This is a genomic window from Azotobacter chroococcum, assembly GCF_002220155.1.
GTDB lineage: Bacteria > Pseudomonadota > Gammaproteobacteria > Pseudomonadales > Pseudomonadaceae > Azotobacter > Azotobacter chroococcum.
The window spans coordinates 3,240,151-3,258,577 of the sequence record NZ_CP011835.1 but is presented as its reverse complement, the minus strand read 5'-3'; the positions used below and the strand labels follow the sequence as shown (position 1 = coordinate 3,258,577).

Annotated in this window: 12 protein-coding genes; 2 read left to right on the top strand and 10 right to left on the bottom strand. The window is 66.5% G+C overall.

What is annotated here, in order from left to right; genetic code table 11:
- Positions 1-973: 973 nt before the first annotated feature.
- The gene (locus tag ACG10_RS15125) at positions 974-1,201 is read left to right on the top strand and encodes a hypothetical protein (protein ID WP_089169907.1); all 228 of its coding nucleotides are present in this window, start codon (positions 974-976) and stop codon (positions 1,199-1,201) included.
- A gap of 367 nt (positions 1,202-1,568) precedes the next feature.
- On the opposite strand, the gene ACG10_RS15120 is transcribed toward ACG10_RS15125, so the two are convergent.
- The 8 genes from ACG10_RS15120 to sodB form a co-directional block, all read right to left on the bottom strand.
- On the bottom strand, positions 1,569-5,924 hold the full coding sequence (locus tag ACG10_RS15120; RefSeq protein ID WP_089168843.1) for a two-partner secretion domain-containing protein: 4,356 nt from the start codon (positions 5,922-5,924) through the stop codon (positions 1,569-1,571).
- A gap of 103 nt (positions 5,925-6,027) precedes the next feature.
- Positions 6,028-7,683, bottom strand: a complete 1,656-nt coding sequence (locus ACG10_RS15115; protein WP_089168842.1) for a ShlB/FhaC/HecB family hemolysin secretion/activation protein — start codon at positions 7,681-7,683, stop codon at positions 6,028-6,030.
- 184 nt (positions 7,684-7,867) lie between these two features.
- Positions 7,868-8,962: a DUF1513 domain-containing protein gene (locus tag ACG10_RS15110; RefSeq protein ID WP_089168841.1), complete on the bottom strand. Its 1,095-nt coding sequence runs from the start codon at positions 8,960-8,962 to the stop codon at positions 7,868-7,870.
- Between the two features lie 7 nt (positions 8,963-8,969).
- Positions 8,970-10,034 carry an imelysin family protein gene (locus ACG10_RS15105; protein WP_089168840.1) on the bottom strand — a complete coding sequence of 355 codons (1,065 nt, stop codon included), beginning with the start codon at positions 10,032-10,034 and terminating at the stop codon, positions 8,970-8,972.
- Between the two features lie 15 nt (positions 10,035-10,049).
- Complete coding sequence (locus tag ACG10_RS15100; RefSeq protein ID WP_089168839.1) at positions 10,050-11,468, bottom strand: di-heme oxidoreductase family protein; 1,419 nt, start codon at positions 11,466-11,468, stop codon at positions 10,050-10,052.
- 56 nt (positions 11,469-11,524) lie between these two features.
- A complete protein-coding gene (locus ACG10_RS15095) occupies positions 11,525-12,850 on the bottom strand; it encodes an imelysin family protein (protein WP_089168838.1) in 1,326 nt (441 codons plus the stop codon).
- Between the two features lie 120 nt (positions 12,851-12,970).
- The gene (locus tag ACG10_RS15090; protein WP_089168837.1) at positions 12,971-15,025 is read right to left on the bottom strand and encodes a putative bifunctional diguanylate cyclase/phosphodiesterase; all 2,055 of its coding nucleotides are present in this window, start codon (positions 15,023-15,025) and stop codon (positions 12,971-12,973) included.
- A gap of 153 nt (positions 15,026-15,178) precedes the next feature.
- Entirely contained in the window at positions 15,179-15,760 is a 582-nt protein-coding gene (gene sodB, locus ACG10_RS15085; RefSeq protein ID WP_039802791.1) for a superoxide dismutase [Fe], read from the bottom strand.
- 248 nt (positions 15,761-16,008) lie between these two features.
- Here sodB and ACG10_RS15080 point away from each other — a divergent pair, with 248 nt between their 5' ends.
- The gene (locus ACG10_RS15080) at positions 16,009-16,920 is read left to right on the top strand and encodes an ATPase (RefSeq protein ID WP_089168836.1); all 912 of its coding nucleotides are present in this window, start codon (positions 16,009-16,011) and stop codon (positions 16,918-16,920) included.
- 55 nt (positions 16,921-16,975) lie between these two features.
- Here ACG10_RS15080 and ACG10_RS15075 read toward each other — a convergent pair whose 3' ends face one another.
- Positions 16,976-18,025, bottom strand: coding sequence for an alkene reductase (locus tag ACG10_RS15075; protein ID WP_089168835.1), 1,050 nt, complete (start codon positions 18,023-18,025; stop codon positions 16,976-16,978).
- A gap of 83 nt (positions 18,026-18,108) precedes the next feature.
- Positions 18,109-18,411 carry an ArsR/SmtB family transcription factor gene (locus tag ACG10_RS15070; protein WP_089168834.1) on the bottom strand — a complete coding sequence of 101 codons (303 nt, stop codon included), beginning with the start codon at positions 18,409-18,411 and terminating at the stop codon, positions 18,109-18,111.
- Between the last annotated feature and the right edge of the window lie 16 nt (positions 18,412-18,427).

Below are 18,427 nucleotides of genomic sequence, written 5' to 3'. Positions count from 1 at the left end.
GACAAGGCGATACCGTCCAGATTCCTCTCGAGAGTCTACTCCAGGGCTTCGTTATAACGCCGGAAATGTTCTGCTCCCGACGTGCCTGGCAAAAGACAGGTGTCCCCCCTGGGCTTGGGCGGCTTCAGCGCACCCTTGACCTGCCTGGATGAGGCAGCGCGGTGATCGACCCGCTTGGCGTCCAAGGCGAGCAGCAATGGCTCGGTGCCAGCAAAGGAGGGGCAGCAGCTCGAAAAGCAGGCCGGTAACAGCCAAGAGAGTGGGAATATAGCTGTCTTTTCACAGCGATCCTTAACAGGCATAGGCTCTGACATTCTGGATCGGGAAGACCAGAATGCCATGTTTTTAGATGCCATCAGATTGTCTTGGACAACCTCTGTCCTGCGGGATTGGGGACTGGCGATACTTGCGAAGCTAATCCTGCCAGCGATCAAGCTAAGCGGCTAGCTATGGGACACTTCGGCGTTGAGTCTGTCTGAGCGTCCCATCATTATCGGCAGTTGGCTTTCTTCTCCAGCCGCTCTTTGCACCATAAGGCAGCTGGATGCGCCTTTATGGTTCGTTATGCTTCACGTATTGGCCGAATGCAGCGCTGGAAGGCTGGCCTTGGGGAAGGGTTTTATTGGCCTCTATTTTTGATAGGTCGCCATCGACATGGCTTTTACGACAGCTGAGATCCGTTTCCCTGCTGTATGGCTTGCTACCCGGCCGAGTCTGATTTTTCGGATCTTGCTTCGCCGCATTCTCTGCTGGAAACGCGCCTTCAGGCAGGATGCCCCGTGCTCGTCGGGGAGAAGGAGTGCAATGGAATTCTGTCCGAGGAAAGCGCTCTGGTGTCGTTGACGCGGCACAGGCAGTGCATGCGCCTGTCTACCAACCGGCTGTTTGTTGTCATGGATCAAGGCAACAGAGCCATCGGTGATCTAACGTATTAAATGTGTTCGTAAGCAAACACAAGCAGGGGATGATAAAAATGAAACTAGCACTCGCACGGGGTCTGTTTTTTGTAGGTTCCTTGGCCGTTGCTTCCCTGGCTGTGGCAGCTTGGCACGAGCCAACACCTGATGTGATCAGCGCCAAAAGTGGGCTTGATCATTGCCCATTGCCACCCAATGCCAGAGGCTCCGCCCAAGTCCGCCCCGATCAAGACCTGATGCTGCTTCTGTTCGGGCTATCGCAAGGCCTGAAAGCTGCTAACTGATTTACCCGTGCATAGGTTTTCAAATCGATCAGCTGGCCTCTAACAGGGAGGTTAGCATGACCTCATGCAGACTCTTTGGAGTCTGTGTCTTTGCTTGAGCGCCATACTGGCTTGTACGGCAGTTTAACTCAAGATCTTTTGTCCGAAAGTCTAAAATAGATTGCTGTCCAGCTCATTGCCAAGCCATGGCGAGGGCCGGCTCGTCAGCTGCCGTGAGCTCGGATGGATGGGGAAGGAGTGGTTGACTGGCCGCTCGGTTGGTTCAGCTTCTGGAGGTCGTTGGGGGCAGGCGGTTCAGCCTGAGTGAATGGCATCGTCGAGATTGCCAAGGGGCGGCCGGCCATCCTGGCCGGCCGCCTTGCATCGGTCAGATTCCTTCCGGCAGACGTAGGCCTCCATCTTCGATCGCATAGGGAACCGCCTCGATTGCCGCCTGGTCTTGGCTGACTTTGACGACGGGGCAGCGGTAACGCTGGCGTACGTCTAACTGCTGGTCCGCTGTTCTGCAGGGCTCCTTGGTGGCCAGGCTGGCGAGGTAGGCGGGCGATAGCCGCACAAAAGTATCGTCATCGCGCTGGCTGCCAGTTCCGCCGTTGCCGCCAGAGCCACCATCGCCACCGGTTCCGCCGTTGCCGCCGTTGCCGCCAGAGCCACTATCGCCACCGGTTCCGCCATCGCCGCCAGAGCCACCATTGCCACCGGTTCCGCCATCGCCGCCCGAGCCACCATCGCCACCGGCTCCGCCATCGCCGCCCGAGCCACCATCGCCACCGGCTCCGCCATCGCCGCCCGAGCCGCCATCACCACCGGTTCCTCCGCCATTGTCTGTTGCGGCAAGGATGAGGCCGCTGGCGCTTTGGCGAATCACCTCGTAGTTGTTTCCCCCATTGCCGTCTTCGATGGCGGCTTCGTTGACCAGCAGGGTACGCTCGCCGACTTCCGCCGAATCGTATTCCTGGGTCGCCGTGAGCGTGTCGCCTGTGGCGAGGCCGCTGACTCCGACCATACCGCTGGAGATGGTGGTGCCGTCGTAGATCTTGCTGTCCGAACTGGCGCTCAGGATCAGCAGGGCCTTCTCGATGGTCAGGGTGCCGGGGTCGTAGCTGATGTCGTAACCAAGCTGGCTGGAATAAAGGCCGCCGTCGATTGCGTAGCTACCGGCGTTGCGTGCTGGCTGGCTGGTATTGATGGTGCCGTAGATCAGACTGTGGTTGACCCTCGGGGATCGATGCCAGAAGTTCGGAGTTATCGAGCCGGTCGTATAACTGCTGCCTCCTTCCCAGACGGTACCGTCATAGGTGATGGTGACATTGTCGGAGGTAATTGTCAGGGGAGTCATGAAGGCGCGGAGCAAGGGAGTGGTATGGCCCTCGTAGATCCGCCAGACGGCAGTGCTACCGCCGCTGTCGGAGATGCTCCAGCCGGCGTAGCTGTCCATCTGCATCATTTGCTCGTCGGTCAGTCCGCTGGCGCCGCTGGTGTTTCCACCCCCGATGCCGGGCAGGCTGCCGGCCGTCGTGGCATTCCAGTAGCTCTTGGTGATGCTGCCGCCATTGTAGCCCAGCAGGGCGCCGATATTGCCGCTCGTGCCGGCGACATTGCCGATGGCATAGCTGGTATCGATGTAGCCGTCGTTGTAACCCACCAGGCCGCCGACTTCGCTGGTACCGGAGACGCTGCCGGTGGCATAAGTGTTGGCGATTAGGCCTGCGTTAGAGCCGACCAGTCCACCACTGCGGGACGAGGCGCTGGAGACATTGCCGGTGGCGAAGCTGTTCTCGATGCTGCCCGTGTTTGCCCCCACCAAGCCACCCGCGTCGCCTCCGGAGGCAGTGCCGATGGCGACATTACCGGCGGCATAGTTGGTATCTATGCTGCCGCTGTTGTAACCCACCAGGCCACCGACCCTGCTCTTGCCAGCGACATCGCCCGTGGCATAGTTAACCTTGACGGAGCCGGAATTGTAGCCCACCAGACCGCCGGCGTTTTCCTCTTCGCTCATGACGCTGCCCGAGGCGCTGTTGCCGATGACCAGACCGCTGTTGTAACCAACCAGGCCGCCCACATTGGTGTAGCCATAGACGTTGCCGAAGTTGTGGCTGCCGGCAGCGATGCCGCCTGCATTGAGCCCCACGAGACCACCAACATTCGCGTTGCCGCTGACGCTGCCGAGAAGGTCCGCATATTCGCCCAGAATGCTGCTGTCGAGTTCGAAGGAGCCCGGAAGTTCGAGCCCACCCAGGTCGGCGATGCTGTAACCGATCGTGGCCAGTTTGTTGTCGACAAGCGCCTGCAGATCCTCAAGGGTGCTGATGCCAACGAGGCTGCCCAGTCCGTAGCTGCCGGCGAAAAGGGTACTGTCGTCGAATCCCGGCAGCCCCGAGCTGGTGGCGGTTTCCAGCAGGCCGCCGATGCTGTAGCCGCTGGCAAGCAGAACGCCGCTGTCGAGTCCGAACAAGCTGGCCAGCTCGTCGCGGGTGGCGGCGCCGAAGCCGCCACCCGCGACCAGGCCAGCGAAGTTGAGTCCCACCAGGCCGCCGACGTTGGTGGCGCCGCTAACGATTGCGTTGCTGTAGTTGGCGGCGACGATGCCGCCGATGTTGGAACCTACCAAGCCGCCGACATTGGTATTTCCGCTGACCAGGCCGATGCTGTAGTTGCCCGCGACGATGCCACTGTCATTGGTCCCCACCAGGCCGCCGACATTGGTGTTTCCGGTAGTGTCGCCGACGGTGAAGTTGCCCATGAGCACACCCGAGTTGTAGCCCGTCAGCCCGCCGATGCTCGACGCCGTGCCGATCACGCTGCCGAGGGCGAAGGTGTTGATGAGCTGGCCGCTGTTGCTGCCGACCAGCCCGCCCACGAAGCTCTCCCCGCCGACACCGCCGATGCTGTGGCTGTTGGCAATCAGGCCGCTGTTGCTGCCCGCCAGTCCGCCGACGTACTGATAGCCGCTGACGCTGCCGGTGGAGTAGACGGCCTCGATCGTGCCTGAGGTGGCCTGGCCCACGAGGCTGCCGACGTAGTTCTGGCCATTGATGCTGACGCCGGTCAGGCCCAGTTGACGTATCCTTGCGCTCTGTGTCGCGCCGAACAGGCCGACGTTGTCGGTCGTCGGCCGGTCGATGGTGAGCCCGGAAATCGTATGACCCAGCCCGTCGAGGATGCCCGTGAACGGAGTACTGGTGCTGCCGATCGGTTCGAAGCCGGCCCCCGCGTTCCAGGTGCTGGTGTCACTGGCGACGATGTCGTTGCCCAGCACGTAGCGACCGCCGAGATCGCTGCTGCCGATGCCCTGCAGGGCGGCAAGGGTCTGGATCACGGTATAGGCATCGCCGTTCACGGAGAAGCTGGCGCCGCTGCCGGAAAGGGTGACGCTGGAGCCGTTGAGCAGGCGGTAGGTGGCGTTGCTGCCGTGGTTCAGCGCTAGGCCGGAGCCGGCACCGGTGGCGGTGATGTCGGCATTGATGTTGATGTCGTTGTGGGCGGTCAGGGTCAGCGTGGTGCCGGCATCCCAGCTGACGGCGGCATTGACGTTGATGTCGCCGGGTTCCGCGCCGCTGTCGCTGGTGGCCACTTCGACGTTGGTGCTCGCCAGGCTGGTGGACAGCGTATCGGCACCGATGTTGCTGCCGGTCGGAGAGCTGCCGGCGCCGATGGTGAAGTTGGTCGGGTCGATGAGCCAGGTGCCGGTCTTGCCCGTGCTGGCCTTGGTGGTCACCTTGGCCGTGTCGGCGACCTGCACCGTGGCGCCGCTGGTTTCGATGAAGCCGCCGTCACCCCCGTCCGGGGCTGAGGCGTCCAGGGTGCCGCCGACCTGGACGATGCCCAGGTCCATGTCGCCGAGCAGGGCGATCTTGCCGTTCTTGCTGCCCAGGGTCTGCGCCTCGATGACGCCTTCGTTGTTGACAACGGTCTTCAGCAGGGCGTCGCTGCTCCTGGCAGTCATGAGCACCGTGCCGCCATCGGCCTTGATCAGGTTGCCGTTGCGGGCCAGGGCGTCGGCGGCGGCCTGGTCGACCTGGACATTGAGCAGGCCGTCGCCGGCGAAGTCGAGGGTGATCTGGTTGCCGGCGGCCAGGGCCACCGTGCCCAGCTTCGCCTGGATGACCCCGTCGTTGCTGACCTGGCCGCCGAGCAGGGCCACCGCGCCGCCGTCACTGGCGGTGATGCTGCCAAGGTTGTTGACGCCGGCCAGATGATGGCCGTTGCCCTTGAAGCGGTAGTTGCCGGCCTCGAAGTCCTCGTTGGTGATGTCCAGGGTCGAGGCGACCAGGCCGCCGACGTTGACGCTGGCACCCTGGCCGAAGAGGATGCCGTTGGGGTTGATCAGAAATACCTGGCCGTTCGCATCCAATTTGCCCAGGATGGCGCTGCCATCGCTGCCGATCACCCGGTTCAGGGCGATGGCGCTGCTGTTCGGCTGCTGGAAGGTCACGCTCTTGTCCGCGCCGATGTTGAAGCTCTGCCAGTTGATGGCCATTTTCGAGCTGTCCTGCTGGATCTGCAGGTTGTTGCCCGAGGGTGTGCCGATGGTGCCGTTACCCAGGACGACCTGTCCGCCCTCGGGCAGGTCGGCGGCCAGCAGGGAAAGCGGCGAGAGGCAGAGGACAATGGTCGGCAGGCGCAGCCGGCCGGGTTTGCCGCGTTTGGCGGCGTGCTCGCTGGTGACGACCCAGGCGCCTTGCGTATGGCTCCAGATGACGTTGAAGATCCTGTTCATGGTTGGCGTGTCCCCTTCCGATGGGCGTACGTTCGACTGCGGACATGATCGGTGCGCTAAGGCCGTACTGCCGACTCGGCGATGAGACGCGTGCCGCTCGGTATTAAAAGTAGCGGACTAATTGAACCCAGACGCGTGGCGTGCGGTTGACATCGCTCTCGGTGCGCTCGCTGCCGAGTTTCCAGGCGGAAACGGCGCTGATCCGCCAGCCATGGTCGCTCCAGTTGACGCCGACCCCGGCGCCGGAAAGGCTGCGGTGGTTGTCGCCGTCGTCCCAGGTATCCTCGTTCAGGCGGATCTCACCATGGTCGATGAAGGTGGAGAGCTGCCAGGCCGGCGTCAGGGCGTAGCGTAGCTCGACGTTGGCCAGCCAGCCCTGGTCGCCGGTGGCTTCGCCCTGCGGATAGGCGCGCACGCCATAGGGACCGCCGAGCCAGAACTTCTCCGCGGAGTCGAGGTTGCCGTCGCTGAGCTGGGCCTGCAGGTGGGTGTAGAGGCTGAGGCGGTCGGTCAGGCGCTGCAGGCGCAGGATGGCCGGGTTCCACTTGTTGAAGGTGCCCTGGGTGCGGGTCGTGGCCGAGTCCAGCCGCTCCACGTCGCCGCTGTCGATGTTCAGGTCGCCGTGGGTGTAGGTGAGGGCGAAACTGGTGACACCTCCACCGCCCAGGCTGTCCTGGGCATTGCCGCTGAGGGTCGCGCTCCAGTTGCGCAGGCGCTTGTCGCTGCGGCTGGAGAACAGGTCGATGTCGTCCTCGAGGAACTTATCCTCGAACTGCAGGTGCCCGTAGAGGTTGAAGGCGCGGCTGCGGATCAGCGGCTGCAGCACGAAGGCGGTGGCGATGCGTGCATTGCCATGGGCGTCCAGTTCGTCGAAGTCCTTGGACAGTTCATAGTCCATGTCGGAGTAGGCCACGCCGACCTGGGTACCGGCCGTACCGACCGGCAGCTGGTAGCTGATGCGCTGGTAGTTCTGGTCCTCGTCGGAGCGCATGGCGCGCAGGCTCAACTGATCGCCCAGCCCCAGCGGGCTGTTCAGGTTGAGGGTCAGGCCCAGGCGATTCTGGCCCATGTAGCGGTTGCCGTAGTTGTCCGCGTCGATCGAGCCGCTCACCAGCGGTGCGGGACGGGCCTCGACGATCAGGTCCGAGGTGCCGACGCTGGTGCCGGGGCGCAGGGTGGACTTGACCTCGACGCCGGGCGTGTCCTGCAGCAGCAGGAGGCTGCGCTCGAGTTCCTTGCCCTCGACCGCCGTGCCGCTTTCCAGGGGGGAAAGCGGAGCGTTCAGGACGCGGTCGCTGACGCGCGAGCTGTTCTGCAGCCGGACCTGGCCGTAGCGGCCTTCGAGCAGGGCGATTTCGACGACGCCCTGGTCGATTTCCTGGGCCGGCAGGTAGGCGCGGGCGAGTGGATAGCCGCGCTGGCGATAGTAGTCGGACAGGCGCTGCGCGGCCTGTTGCAGCTCGCCGAGGCTGAGACTGCGGCCTTTCAGGTCATCGAGCAGGGGCAGGAGTTCGCTGCTCGGGATGGCCTGGTTGCCAGTGAGGCGAAATCCCGTCACCGACAGTGTGGGGCCGCCAGCGGCCACCTTGCCGTTGCTGCTGTCCGGCAGGGTCAGGTCGAGGCTCTGGGGGGCGGGTACGGAAAGCGGTGCGGTTTCGATTTCGTGGATCAGTCGGCCGGCGTTTGGAAGCGTGGCCGCGAAAACGGTACAGACGGGCAGGGAGGTGCACAGGGCAAACAGCGGCCGCAGATGGCGCATCGTTCGGATTCCTTTCCAAGAAGCCATGGCATCCGGCGGGCTGGTGAGCCGGACCGGATACAGCGTGCTTCAATCCTTGAAGGTTGGGGTCGCCCAAACCGGGCTCTTTCAGAGTAAGAGCTGACAGGCGGTCTATCAAGGCAAAACTGCCAGCGTTCAGCCCCTGCTTTGCCAGATAGTGGCATCAGGCCATGCGCAGATGGTTGTCCCAGAGCCCCGCCGGCAGTTCCAGATGGCGGGTTTCAATTTGTGCCTGGCGACAGTCGTACAGCCGGCAGCGGCTCTGTCCGGAACTGACGACGAAGCCTTCGGCGACCGCGGCAACACCGGCGCAGTCGGCCAGTGGCGCATCGAGGCGCAGCGCGGCGCTGTCCAGGTCCCAGACGAATACCCGGTTGCCGCGCGGTGCGGTCACCGCCAGCAGGCGCAGTCCGCTGTGGATCGCCACGCTGGCGGTGTACTGGTGCATCGCCTGGCGCTGGGCCTCGCCGAGGGGGAAGGCCTGGAAGGCCTGGCCGGGACGCTTGATCGCCAGAAGCGGCACGGCATCCTGCGGGGCCCCCTCGTACTGCTGGCCAGTGACCACGGTGCCGTCGCTGGCCACGGCCAGGTGGCGCACGCTGTTCATCCGCTCGGGCAGTTGCTCCTTGCCGAGCAGGCGGCCGTCGCGGTGCAGCAGCACCAGGCTCGGCTCCATGGCGTCGAGGTTCATCTTCTCGCGGCTGTCGGCCTCGGTGCGGATACCGCCGTTGGCCACCACCAGGGTTTCGCCGTCGGGCATCCACAGCAGCTGGTGCGGGCCGATGCCGTGGCTGGCGTGCTCGGCCACGCGCTGCAGGCGCTCGGCCTGCAGGCGATAGACGCCGACCACCCCGCGGCCCGGCTCGCGGGTGTCGTTCTCGGTGCTGTAGAACCATTCGCCGCCGGCATGGAACACGCCGTGTCCGTAGAAGTGCCGGTCGGCGGGGGTTGCCAGCGTCTGCAGCAGGCGGCCGTCACGGGTGTCGAGCAGGTAGCTCTCGCGGCTCGGCCGACGGCCGACGAACAGCGCCAGTGGCAGCTGCGGATGCGGCACCACGTCGTGGCAGCGCTCGGCTACCCGGGTGGCGAAGGCCCGGCTGCCGTCCAGCCGGTAGCCGACCGCGTAGTGACGGCCATCGGCGTCGTTGCGGGCGGAGAGCAGCAGCGGCTGGCGGCCGCCGGACGCCAGGGTCCAGCCACCGAGGCTGGCGGCGGCGAGCAGGATGCCGCCGCCGGCGAGCAGGGTGCGTCGCTTCATCGTCGCCTCAGTCGCCGTCGTGGGCATTGAAGCCGAGCTGGATGCCGAGCGCCTTGGCCAGCTCGCGCTCGTGCAGGCGGTGCAGGCGGTCGAGGCTGTCGTAGAGGGCGTTCAACTGGTCACGCCCGGCCTTGTCGGCGAGCAGTTCGTCGAGCGGACGCTGCAGGGCGGCGAGCTGCCCGCGGCTGTCGCCGAAGGCCTGATCGAGGCGCTGGGCGAGCTCCGCCTGATCCGCGTCGAGCAGGCTGCGGATGCCGTCCTGCTTGCCGCCGAGCCACAGGCGTTCGGCCGTCGCCAGGCTGGCGGCGAGGTTCGACAGCGTGGACTGGCTGCGCCAGGACTCGGCCTGCAGCGGCTGCGGCACGCCCTTGCTCTGCCGGCCGAGCGGGGTGCCGAGCTTCTTCTTCAGGCCGTCGAGGGCGCTGACTTCGACGCGCAGGATTTCGGCGACGGCTTCCTTGGCTTCGGCATAGCGGCTGTTGGGAAACTTCTTCAGTTGCGCGGCCATGCCAGCCTCTCCTTGCCATTGCTGGAGGATTTCCGCGGAGAGGGTCTGCTGGTGCTTGCCGATGGCGATCAGCAGCGGGCAGTAGCGCTGGCGCTGGGCGGCATCGGCGAGGTCCAGGCTCTTGTCGAAGAGCAGGTATTCGTAGGCGCTGAGACCCTTGACCACCACGCTGGCCTGGTCCAGGTCGGCCTGGGTCAGCTCCGGCTTCTGCTGCAGCAGGCTTTCGACCTGACGGGCGACCAGGTTTTTCTTGTCCGGCCAGAATTGCACCTGCCAGGTCAGGTTGCCTTCGGCCAGCGGTCCGAGCAGCAGGGGCTGCAGGGCGGCCCAACTGGCCTGGGCGGTCAGGAAGATCTGCCGCGCCTGCTGCAGGTCCTCGTTGCCGGCGCAGAAGGAGAGGGCACTGGCCGCCAGTTGGCGGTCGGCTTCGGTCCAGGCGCTGTAGGCCGGCAGCAGCACGCCGTCGGTCAGGGCGTTGCTGGTCTGCAGGTTGGGCTCCTTGGGCGTGCAGGCGCCGAGCAGGAGGCCGGTCAGGGCAAGGAGGAGCGGGGTGCTGCGGAACATGCTGCGGTTCCTTTTTCAGAGGGAGTTCAGGAAGGCCAGGAGGGCTGCGCGCTGGCCGGCGTCGAAGGTCAGGACCCGATCCCGCGCCGCTTGCGCTTCGCCAGCATGCCAGAGGATCGCTTCCAGCAGATTGCGCGCCCGGCCGTCATGGAGGAGCTGGGTGTGGCCGCTGACCCGTTGCGTCAGGCCGAGGCCCCACAGTGGCGGAGTCCGCCATTCGCGGCCGCTGGCCTCAAATTCCGCACGATTGTCGGCCAGACCGTCGCCCATGTCATGCAGCAGAAGGTCGCTGTAGGGGCGGATCGGCTGGTTGGCCAGCTCCGGCTCGGCGGCGTCGGGGGCGGTGACGAAGGTGGGGGTATGGCATTGCGCGCAGCCGGCGCGGTGGAACAGCGCCTTGCCGGCCAGCACCTGCGGATCGTCCACGGCGCGCCGGGCCGGCACGCCGAGGTGGCGGGTATAGAACAGCACCCGGGCGAGCAGGTGGTCGTCGACCTCCGGCATCCCGCCGGTGGCGCTGGCCAGGCAGACGGCCTGGTTTGCCGTGCAGTTGCTGCCGGGTAGCCGGCGGGTGGAGAGGCCCAGATCGTTGAGGAAGGCGTCGGCGTTCTGCTGGCTGAGGTTCGGCTGTCCGGCCTTCCAGCCGAAGCGGCCGAGGGCGGTGCTCTGGCTGCCCTGGTCGCGGACCCGGTTGGGGCGGCCGGAGATGCCGTCGCCGTCGGTGTCGTCGGGATCGGCATTGGCGAGAATGGCGGCTTCGGGGATCACCTCCAGCAGGCCGAGGCCGATCATCGGCGGGGCGATGCGCAGGGAAAAGCGGGTGTCGGGGTGCAGCGGGCCGTAGCCAAGGCGGTCGAGCTGCAGCCGGGGCCGGCGCAGCTCCAGTTCGAAACCGTCGGAAAAACGCAGGCGGTGGCTGTCGTAGCTCAGGCGCACCCTGGCCTCCGGGGTGACGCCGGGCACTGCCATGTCCTGCAGCTGGGTGCCGTAGGCCGGTTCGGGAACCACGCCGAGACGTTCGACGAAGTGCGCAGTGTCCGGCGTCTCGGGGATCGACAGGCGCACCAGCAGGGACACCGCGTTGTCCGCCTGCGCCTCCGGCGGATGGCCGCGACCGTCGCGGATATGGCAGTTCTGGCAGGCGTTGGTGTTGAACAGCGGGCCGAGGCCGTCGCGGGCGGTGGTGCTGGCCGGGGCGATCACCCAGGGCTTGCGGAAGAAGCTGTTGCCGACGGCGAAGTCCATGCGCTGCTCGGGCGTCAGGTTGGCCGAGGGCTGGGCGAAGGCGTCCCGGTCGCTGCGCTGGACGGTGGCGCTGCCGGCCGACAGTGCCTCGCCGGGCTCGGCCCGGCTGAAATCGAGAGACTGTCCGTCGCAGGCGCCGAGGCCGAGTACCAGCAGCAGGAGGGAAAGACGGTGAAGCGGTGACGGCATCGACGGCGTTCCAGGGAGGGGCGCGGCGGTGAGCCGCGCCCGGCAAGCGGCGGGGGTCAGAAGCTGTGGTCGGCGCTGTCCGGACTCAGGTCGCCGATGCCCAGGCGGGCTGCGGCCTGCTCGATCGAGCCGGTCTGCTTGACCAGTGCGGCGATGGCCTCGCGCACCAGTTGCTGGCCGGCGGCGTTGTCGGCGGCGATCAACTGGTCGAAGTGCTGGCCTTTGGCGGCGCTGTCGACCAGCGACTGCAGGCGGGCCTCGCTGGCGTCGAAATCGGCCTTGAGGCTGGCGTCGGCCTGGGCGTCGGCCTTGGCGACCAGCGACGACAGGCTCGGCCCGCTCAGCAGGCTGCCGTCGAGCTTGCGGTATTCGCCCAGGTAGACGTTGCGGATGCCCTTGCCGTTGTAGAAGTGCGCATTGTGGGTGTTGTCGCTGAAGCAGTCCTGCTCGTCCTCGGTGGAGTTGGCCTCCAGCGGCACCTTCATGCGTTCGCCGGCCAGTTCGCCGAGGGACAGGCTGCCCATGCCGAAGAGCATCTTGCGCAGGCCGTTGGCGGCCGGTTCCCGTTCCAGGCTGGCGCGGTAGTTGTCGGCCACCTGGGGCTGCCACTGGCCGACCATGTGCTCCAGATCGCTGACCAGCAGGTCGGTGGCCGCCTTGAGGTAGGCGCGGCGGCGCTCGCAGTGGCCGCCGCTGCAGCCCTCGCCAACCACATAGTCGCTGGCCGGGCGCTGACCGGCACCGGGAGCGGTGCCGTTCAGGTCCTGGCCCCAGAGCAGGAATTCGATGGCGTGGTAGCCGGTGGTGACGTTGGCCTCCGAGCCGGCCAGTTCGTTGAGGCTGGCCAGGGTTTCGCCGGTGATGGTGGCGACATCGACCTTCTCCTCGCCCACCTGGATCTCGCTGTTGGCGACGATGTTGGCGCTGGCGCCAGGGTTGCCGAGGGCGTGCTGGTAGTCGGCGGCGACATAGTCGATCAGCCCCTCGTCCAGCGGCCAGGCGTTGAGCTGGCCTTCCCATTCGTCCACCACCGGGTTGCCGAAGCGGAACACCTCGCTCTGCATGTAGGGCACGCGCGCCGCAATCCAGGCTTCGCGGGCGGCCTGCAGGGTGTCGGCGTCCGGCTTGGCGAGCAGGGCGTCGACCGCCTGCTGCAGGGCCTTGGCGCTGCTCAGGGCATCGCCGAACACGGCCAGCGCCAGATCGGCGTAATGCCTGACCACCGCCTTGGCGGCTGCCTCGTCGGCCTGCGCTGTGGCGGCGGGAGCAGTGGCTGCCGGGGCGACGGCCTGGCTGGAGGCGGATTCCTTTTTGTCGTCGCAGCCGGCGAGCGAGATGGCGACGGCGAGCAGGCTGGCGGCGGCCAGGGAAGTGCGGGGCATGGCGGAAGTCCTTGCGGCGGGGTCGGCGGGGCGCGATGCGCGTTGCGACTATAATGCGAAGGATTTGCATTTTTGAAAAGTGGACCGATGGCCGATCGGCAGCGCTCTAACGGGCGAGCATCAGCTGACGGGCGCCTGGCGGAGCTGTGCCTGGCGGATGAAAGCCGCCAGTTCCGCCGCCGGCAGCGGCTTGCTGTACAGGTAGCCCTGTCCCTCGTGGCAGTCCTGGCTGATCAGGTAGGCCTCCTGCGCGACGGTTTCCACGCCTTCGGCAGTCACCTGCTTGCCCAGGCTGCGGGCCAGCTGGATGATGGTGCGGACGATGGTGCCGGCGTCGTGATCCTCGTCGTTGAGCAGGTCCAGGACGAAGCTCTTGTCGATCTTGATCTTGTCCAGCGGCAGGCTCTTCAGGTAGCTCAGCGAGGAGTAGCCGGTGCCGAAATCGTCGATGGCGATCCGCGCGCCGCAGCGGCGCAGGCTGCGCAGGTGCCGGGCGGCGACCTGGATGTCCTCCATCAGGCTGGTTTCGGTGACCTCCAGCTCCAGGCTGCCGGCAGGCAGCCGGTAGGTGCGCAGCAGCCGGTCGATCAGGCGCGGCAGGCCGTCGTGGCGCAGTTGCACGGCGGACAGGTTGACCGCCATGTGCAGTTCGCCGAAGCCCTGGTCATGCCACTCGCGCAGCTGCCGGCAGGCCTGGTCGAGCACCCACTCGCCGATGGGAATGATGCTGCCGCTGTGTTCGGCGAGCAGCACGAACTGGTCCGGCGGCACCAGGCCATGGCGCGGATGGCGCCAGCGCAGCAGGGCCTCGACCCCTTCCACCCGCAGGTTCCGGTAGTTCAGCTGCGGCTGGTAGAGCAGTTGCAACTCGTCGCGCGCCAGGGCTTCGCGCAGGTCCTTTTCCAGCTCGCGGCGGTGGCGCATCTCGCGGTCGACGCTGGCGATGTAGAACTGGTAGCGGCTGTACGAGCGCTTGGCCAGGGTCATGGTCTGTTCGGCCTTCTGCAGCAGCTTCTCGGGGGAGCGGCCGTCCTCGGGATAGAGGGTGATGCCGATGCTGGCATGCAACTGGGCCTCCTGCTGTTCCAGATGGAAGGGCGCCTCCAGATCGTCGAGGATGGCCTGGGCCAGCTCGGCGGCCATGTAGGGCTCCTCGATATCGGCGCGGACCAGCACGAAACGGTCGCCGCCCAGGCGTGCCAGGGCGCCGGGAGCGGTGTCGTGACTGCGCAGGCGGTCGGCCAGGGCCAGCAGCAGCTCGTCGCCGCTCCGGTAGCAGAACTGCTCGTTGATCGACTTGAAGTCGTCCAGGCCGACGCATAGCACGGCGACGCGCCGCTGGTGGCGGCGCGCATCGACCAGGAGCTGGCCGAGCAGGCGCAGCAGGTGCTGGCGGTTGGGCAGGCCGGTGAGGACGTCGTAGTAGGCCATGCGCTGCAGGCTGTATTCCGCCTCGTGGCGCAGGCGGGTGTTGCGCTCGATGGAGGCGAGCAGCTGGTTGGCGGTGCGGATCCACAGTCCCAGCTCGTTCTGCTCGTGGTCCTCGAGCATCGGTAGTTGCCGGGCACCGGGGTGTTCCGGGTCGATCTGCGCGAGGTTGGCGATGATCCGGTCCAGTGGTCTGCTCAGCAGCCGCTGGTAGATCAGGTAGAGCAGCAGGGCCAGGACCAGGGCGTGCAGCAGGCCGGAGAGAAAGATGACCTGCGCGCGGGCCAGGAAGTCGTGGCCATAGGCGGCGGTGTCCAGGCTGATGTGCAGGTCGCCGTGGCGAGCGTTGTCGGGGGGGCGGCCGAGCAGCGGAAGGGCGAAGTGTTGCTCGCGGCCGAGCAGCGCGTCGGTCAGGACGTGGCCGGTGAAGACCGGCGGTTCGCGGGAGCGTTCGGCCAGGGGCGCACCGGAGGGCAGGACGATGCTGGCCGAGGCGACGGACTCGTGGTGCAGCAGGCCTTCGACGACCTGCAGGCCCAGCTCCCGGTCCAGGCTGTCGAGCGCCTGGGACGCGGGCACGCGGAACATGGCGAGGATCTGTTGCGCCTCGTGGTCGATCTGCTGGCGGGTCTTCTGCAGCTCGAAGGCGATCTGGGCACAGCTGAACAGCAGTCCGAGCAGAAGGGCGCAGAGCAGTACCACACGGAGCAGTTTCAGGGACAGGCTGTTGCGCGGGGCCGGCTTCACATGAGGGGTCCTGGTGGAGTACCGCCTCGGTCAAGTATTGGCACGCCTCGTGTAGACGTCAAAAACTGCTTGTTTTGCAATGCAAAAGAGTTTTTTCGCCACCAGAAACGAGAAAACCCGACCGGAGTCGGGTTTTCTGCGGCAAGCGGGGAATCAGGCGGCGTAGTTGGCGGCCACGAAGTCCCAGTTGACCAGGCTCCAGAACGCCTCGACGTACTTCGGACGCAGGTTGCGGTAGTCGATGTAGTAGGCGTGTTCCCAGACGTCGCAGGTCAGCAGCGGGGTGTCGCCGCTGGTCAGCGGGCAGCCGGCGCCGATGGTGCTGGCCAGGGCCAGGGAGCCGTCGGCCTTCTTCACCAGCCAGGCCCAGCCGGAGCCGAAGGTGCCGATGGCGGTCTTGGTGAACTCTTCCTTGAACTTGTCGAAGGAGCCGAAGGCGGCGTTGATGGCGTCGGCCAGGGCGCCGGTCGGCTGACCGCCACCATTGGGCTTCATGCCGTTCCAGTAGAAGGTGTGGTTCCACACCTGGGCGGCGTTGTTGAAGATGCCGCCGGAGGAGGTCTTGACGATGTCTTCCAGGCTCTTGCCTTCGAACTCGGTGCCCGGGATCAGGTTGTTCAGGTTCACCACGTAGGTGTTGTGGTGCTTGCCGTAGTGGTATTCCAGGGTCTCGGCGGAAATGTACGGCTCGAGGGCGTTTTTCTCGTAAGGCAGCGGCGGCAGTTCAAAAGCCATGATCAACTCTCCATCTTCATCAGGTCGTGGGACACGCGGCATGGGCGCGACCGGTTCGGGTGCTGCTTGGAGCGGGGCGCGAGGCGCCGTAGGCCAAGGATCATAGCACCGGGGTTGCGACATATCCACGCAGCATGCGTGTGGGAAAGCCCATGCTAGAGCCCCGTTGCCGCAGGGCCGACAACCCGGCCGGCGGCCCGAATCGCTATACTGCAGGACCTCTCGGCCGTGCCTTTGCGAAGATTCCCATGCGCAACGATTCCTTCGATGAAGTGGAGCATATCCCCAGCCTGCGAACGGAGGTTCGCGGCCCGGATTCGCGCCATGCCGCGCCCGACGAGGCGCCGCCGGCACGCCGGGCCGGCAACGGTTTCCTGGGGGCGCTGGTCGTTGCGCTGGCCCTTGCCCTGGGCGGGCTCGGCTGGTGGAGCCAGCAGCGCCTCGCGCTGATGGAGCAGCAGCTGGTGGCGACTCAGGAAAGCTTCGCGCGGATCAGCGAGGATGCGGCGCTGCGCATCCAGAACATCAGCGGCAAGGTGGTGGCCGCCGAGTCCAGTGCGACCACCGGCAGCGAGAGCCTGAGGCTGCAGATCCGCCAGCTGGAGGGCCGTCTGGCCGAGCAGGACAAGCGCCAGCAGGCGCTGCAGGCCCGCCAGGAGGAGCAGGATCTGCGCCTCGGGCAGTTGGCCGGAGACCTGCAGAAGCAGCAGGGGCTGGCCGTGGAGCTGGTAGCCCAGCTGGACGGCCGGTTGCGCCAGCTCGACGAGCGGCTGCAGGCGCTCGCCGGCGAGCAGGCGGCGTTGAAGAGCCAGCAGACCGACCAGGAGCAGGGGCTGGCCGAACGGCTGGGCGGTCTCGCCGGGGAGGTGGCGGCGCTGAAGGAGCAGCAGGCCGGGCAGGAGCAACGGTTGGGCGCACGCTTGAATGGTCTGGACGGGGAGATGGCGGCGCTGAAGAAGCGCAGCGATCCGGCGCCGGCCATCGGCCGCCTCGAGCAGGAACTGCTGGTGCTGCGCAGCGAACTGGACAACCGGCCGACCCCGCGCAGCGGCGTCGCCGATACCGCCGAGTTCGACGCCTTCCGCGCGCAGACCACGCGCAGCTTCACCGCCCTGCAGAGCCAGATGCGCAGCCTGCAGCAGCAGTTGAACAGGCGCTGAGACGGAGCCGGCCCCGGCACGGCCGGCGCGGGATCGGGCCGGATCCGATGGCGGACTACAGGGTCGGGTAGTCCAGGTAGCCCTGCGAGCCCGAGCTGTAGAAGGTGTCCGGGTGCGGCTCGTTGAGCGGCGCATCGGCTGCCAGGCGCGCCGGCAGGTCGGGGTTGGCGATGAAGGGGACGCCGAAGGCCACGGCGTCGGCCTTGCCTTCGGCCAGCCAGCGGTTGGCCTGTTCCCTGGTGAAGCGCTCGTTGGCGATCACCACACCGCCGAAGGCCTGTTTGAGCTGTGGCGTCAGGCTGTCGGCGTCTTCCTTCTCGCGGGTGCAGAGGAAGGCGATGCCGCGCCTGCCCAGCTCGCGGGCCACGTAGCCGAAGGTTTCGGCGCGGTTGGCGTCGCCCATGTCGTGCAGGTCGGCGCGCGGCGCCAGATGCACGCCGACTCGCCCGGCGCCCCATACGGAAACGGCTGCATCGGTCACTTCCAGCAGCAGGCGGGCGCGGTTTTCCAGGCTGCCGCCGTACTGGTCGCTGCGCCGGTTGGTGCTGTCCTGCAGGAACTGGTCGAGCAGGTAGCCGTTGGCGCCGTGGATTTCCACGCCGTCGAAGCCGGCGGCCTTGGCGTTCTCGGCGCCCTTGCGGTAGGCCTCGACGATGCCGGGGATCTCGTCGGTTTCCAGGGCGCGCGGGGTTTCGAAGGCTTTCATCGGGCGGACCAGACTGACATGACCCTTGGGCTGGATGGCGCTCGGCGCCACCGACAGTTCGCCGTTCAGGTAGAGCGGATCGGAGATCCGTCCGACGTGCCAGAGCTGCAGGACGATGCGCCCGCCAGCGGCATGCACCGCCTGGGTGACGTTCCTCCAGCCGGCGACCTGCTCTTGCGACCAGATGCCGGGCGTGTCGGGATAGCCGACACCCATCGGACAGACCGAGGTGGCTTCACTGATGATCAGGCCGGCGCTGGCGCGCTGCACGTAGTACTCGGCCATCAGCGCGCCCGGCACGCGGCCGGGCTCGGCGCGGCAGCGGGTCAGCGGGGCCATGACGATACGGTTGGGCAGTTCGAGGTCGCCGATCTTGATCGGGTCGAAGAGTGTGCTCATGGATGGTCCTCTCAGGGGTTCGATCGGATGGTCGGGGCCGTCGGTCAGGCTGCACCTTCGGCAGAGGTGGGCGGTGCGCGTGCTTACAGCGCGTCGTGGAGCTGTTCGAGAAAGGTCTGGATGGCCGCTTCGTTGCGCTTGAAGAAACACCACTGGCCGACCTTGCGTACGCTGACCAGTCCGGCGCGCTGCAGGGTCGCCAGGTGGGCCGAGACGGTGGACTGGGACAGCCCGGTGCGCTGGTCGATCTGGCCGGCGCAGACGCCGAGTTCCAGGGAGTGCTCCTGGTTGGGGAAGTAGCGCTCGGGCTCCTTCAGCCACTGCAGGATCTGCCGGCGCACGGGGTGCGCCAGGGCCTTGTAGATCTCGTCGAAGTCGTTGGGCATGGAATGGTCCTGCCAG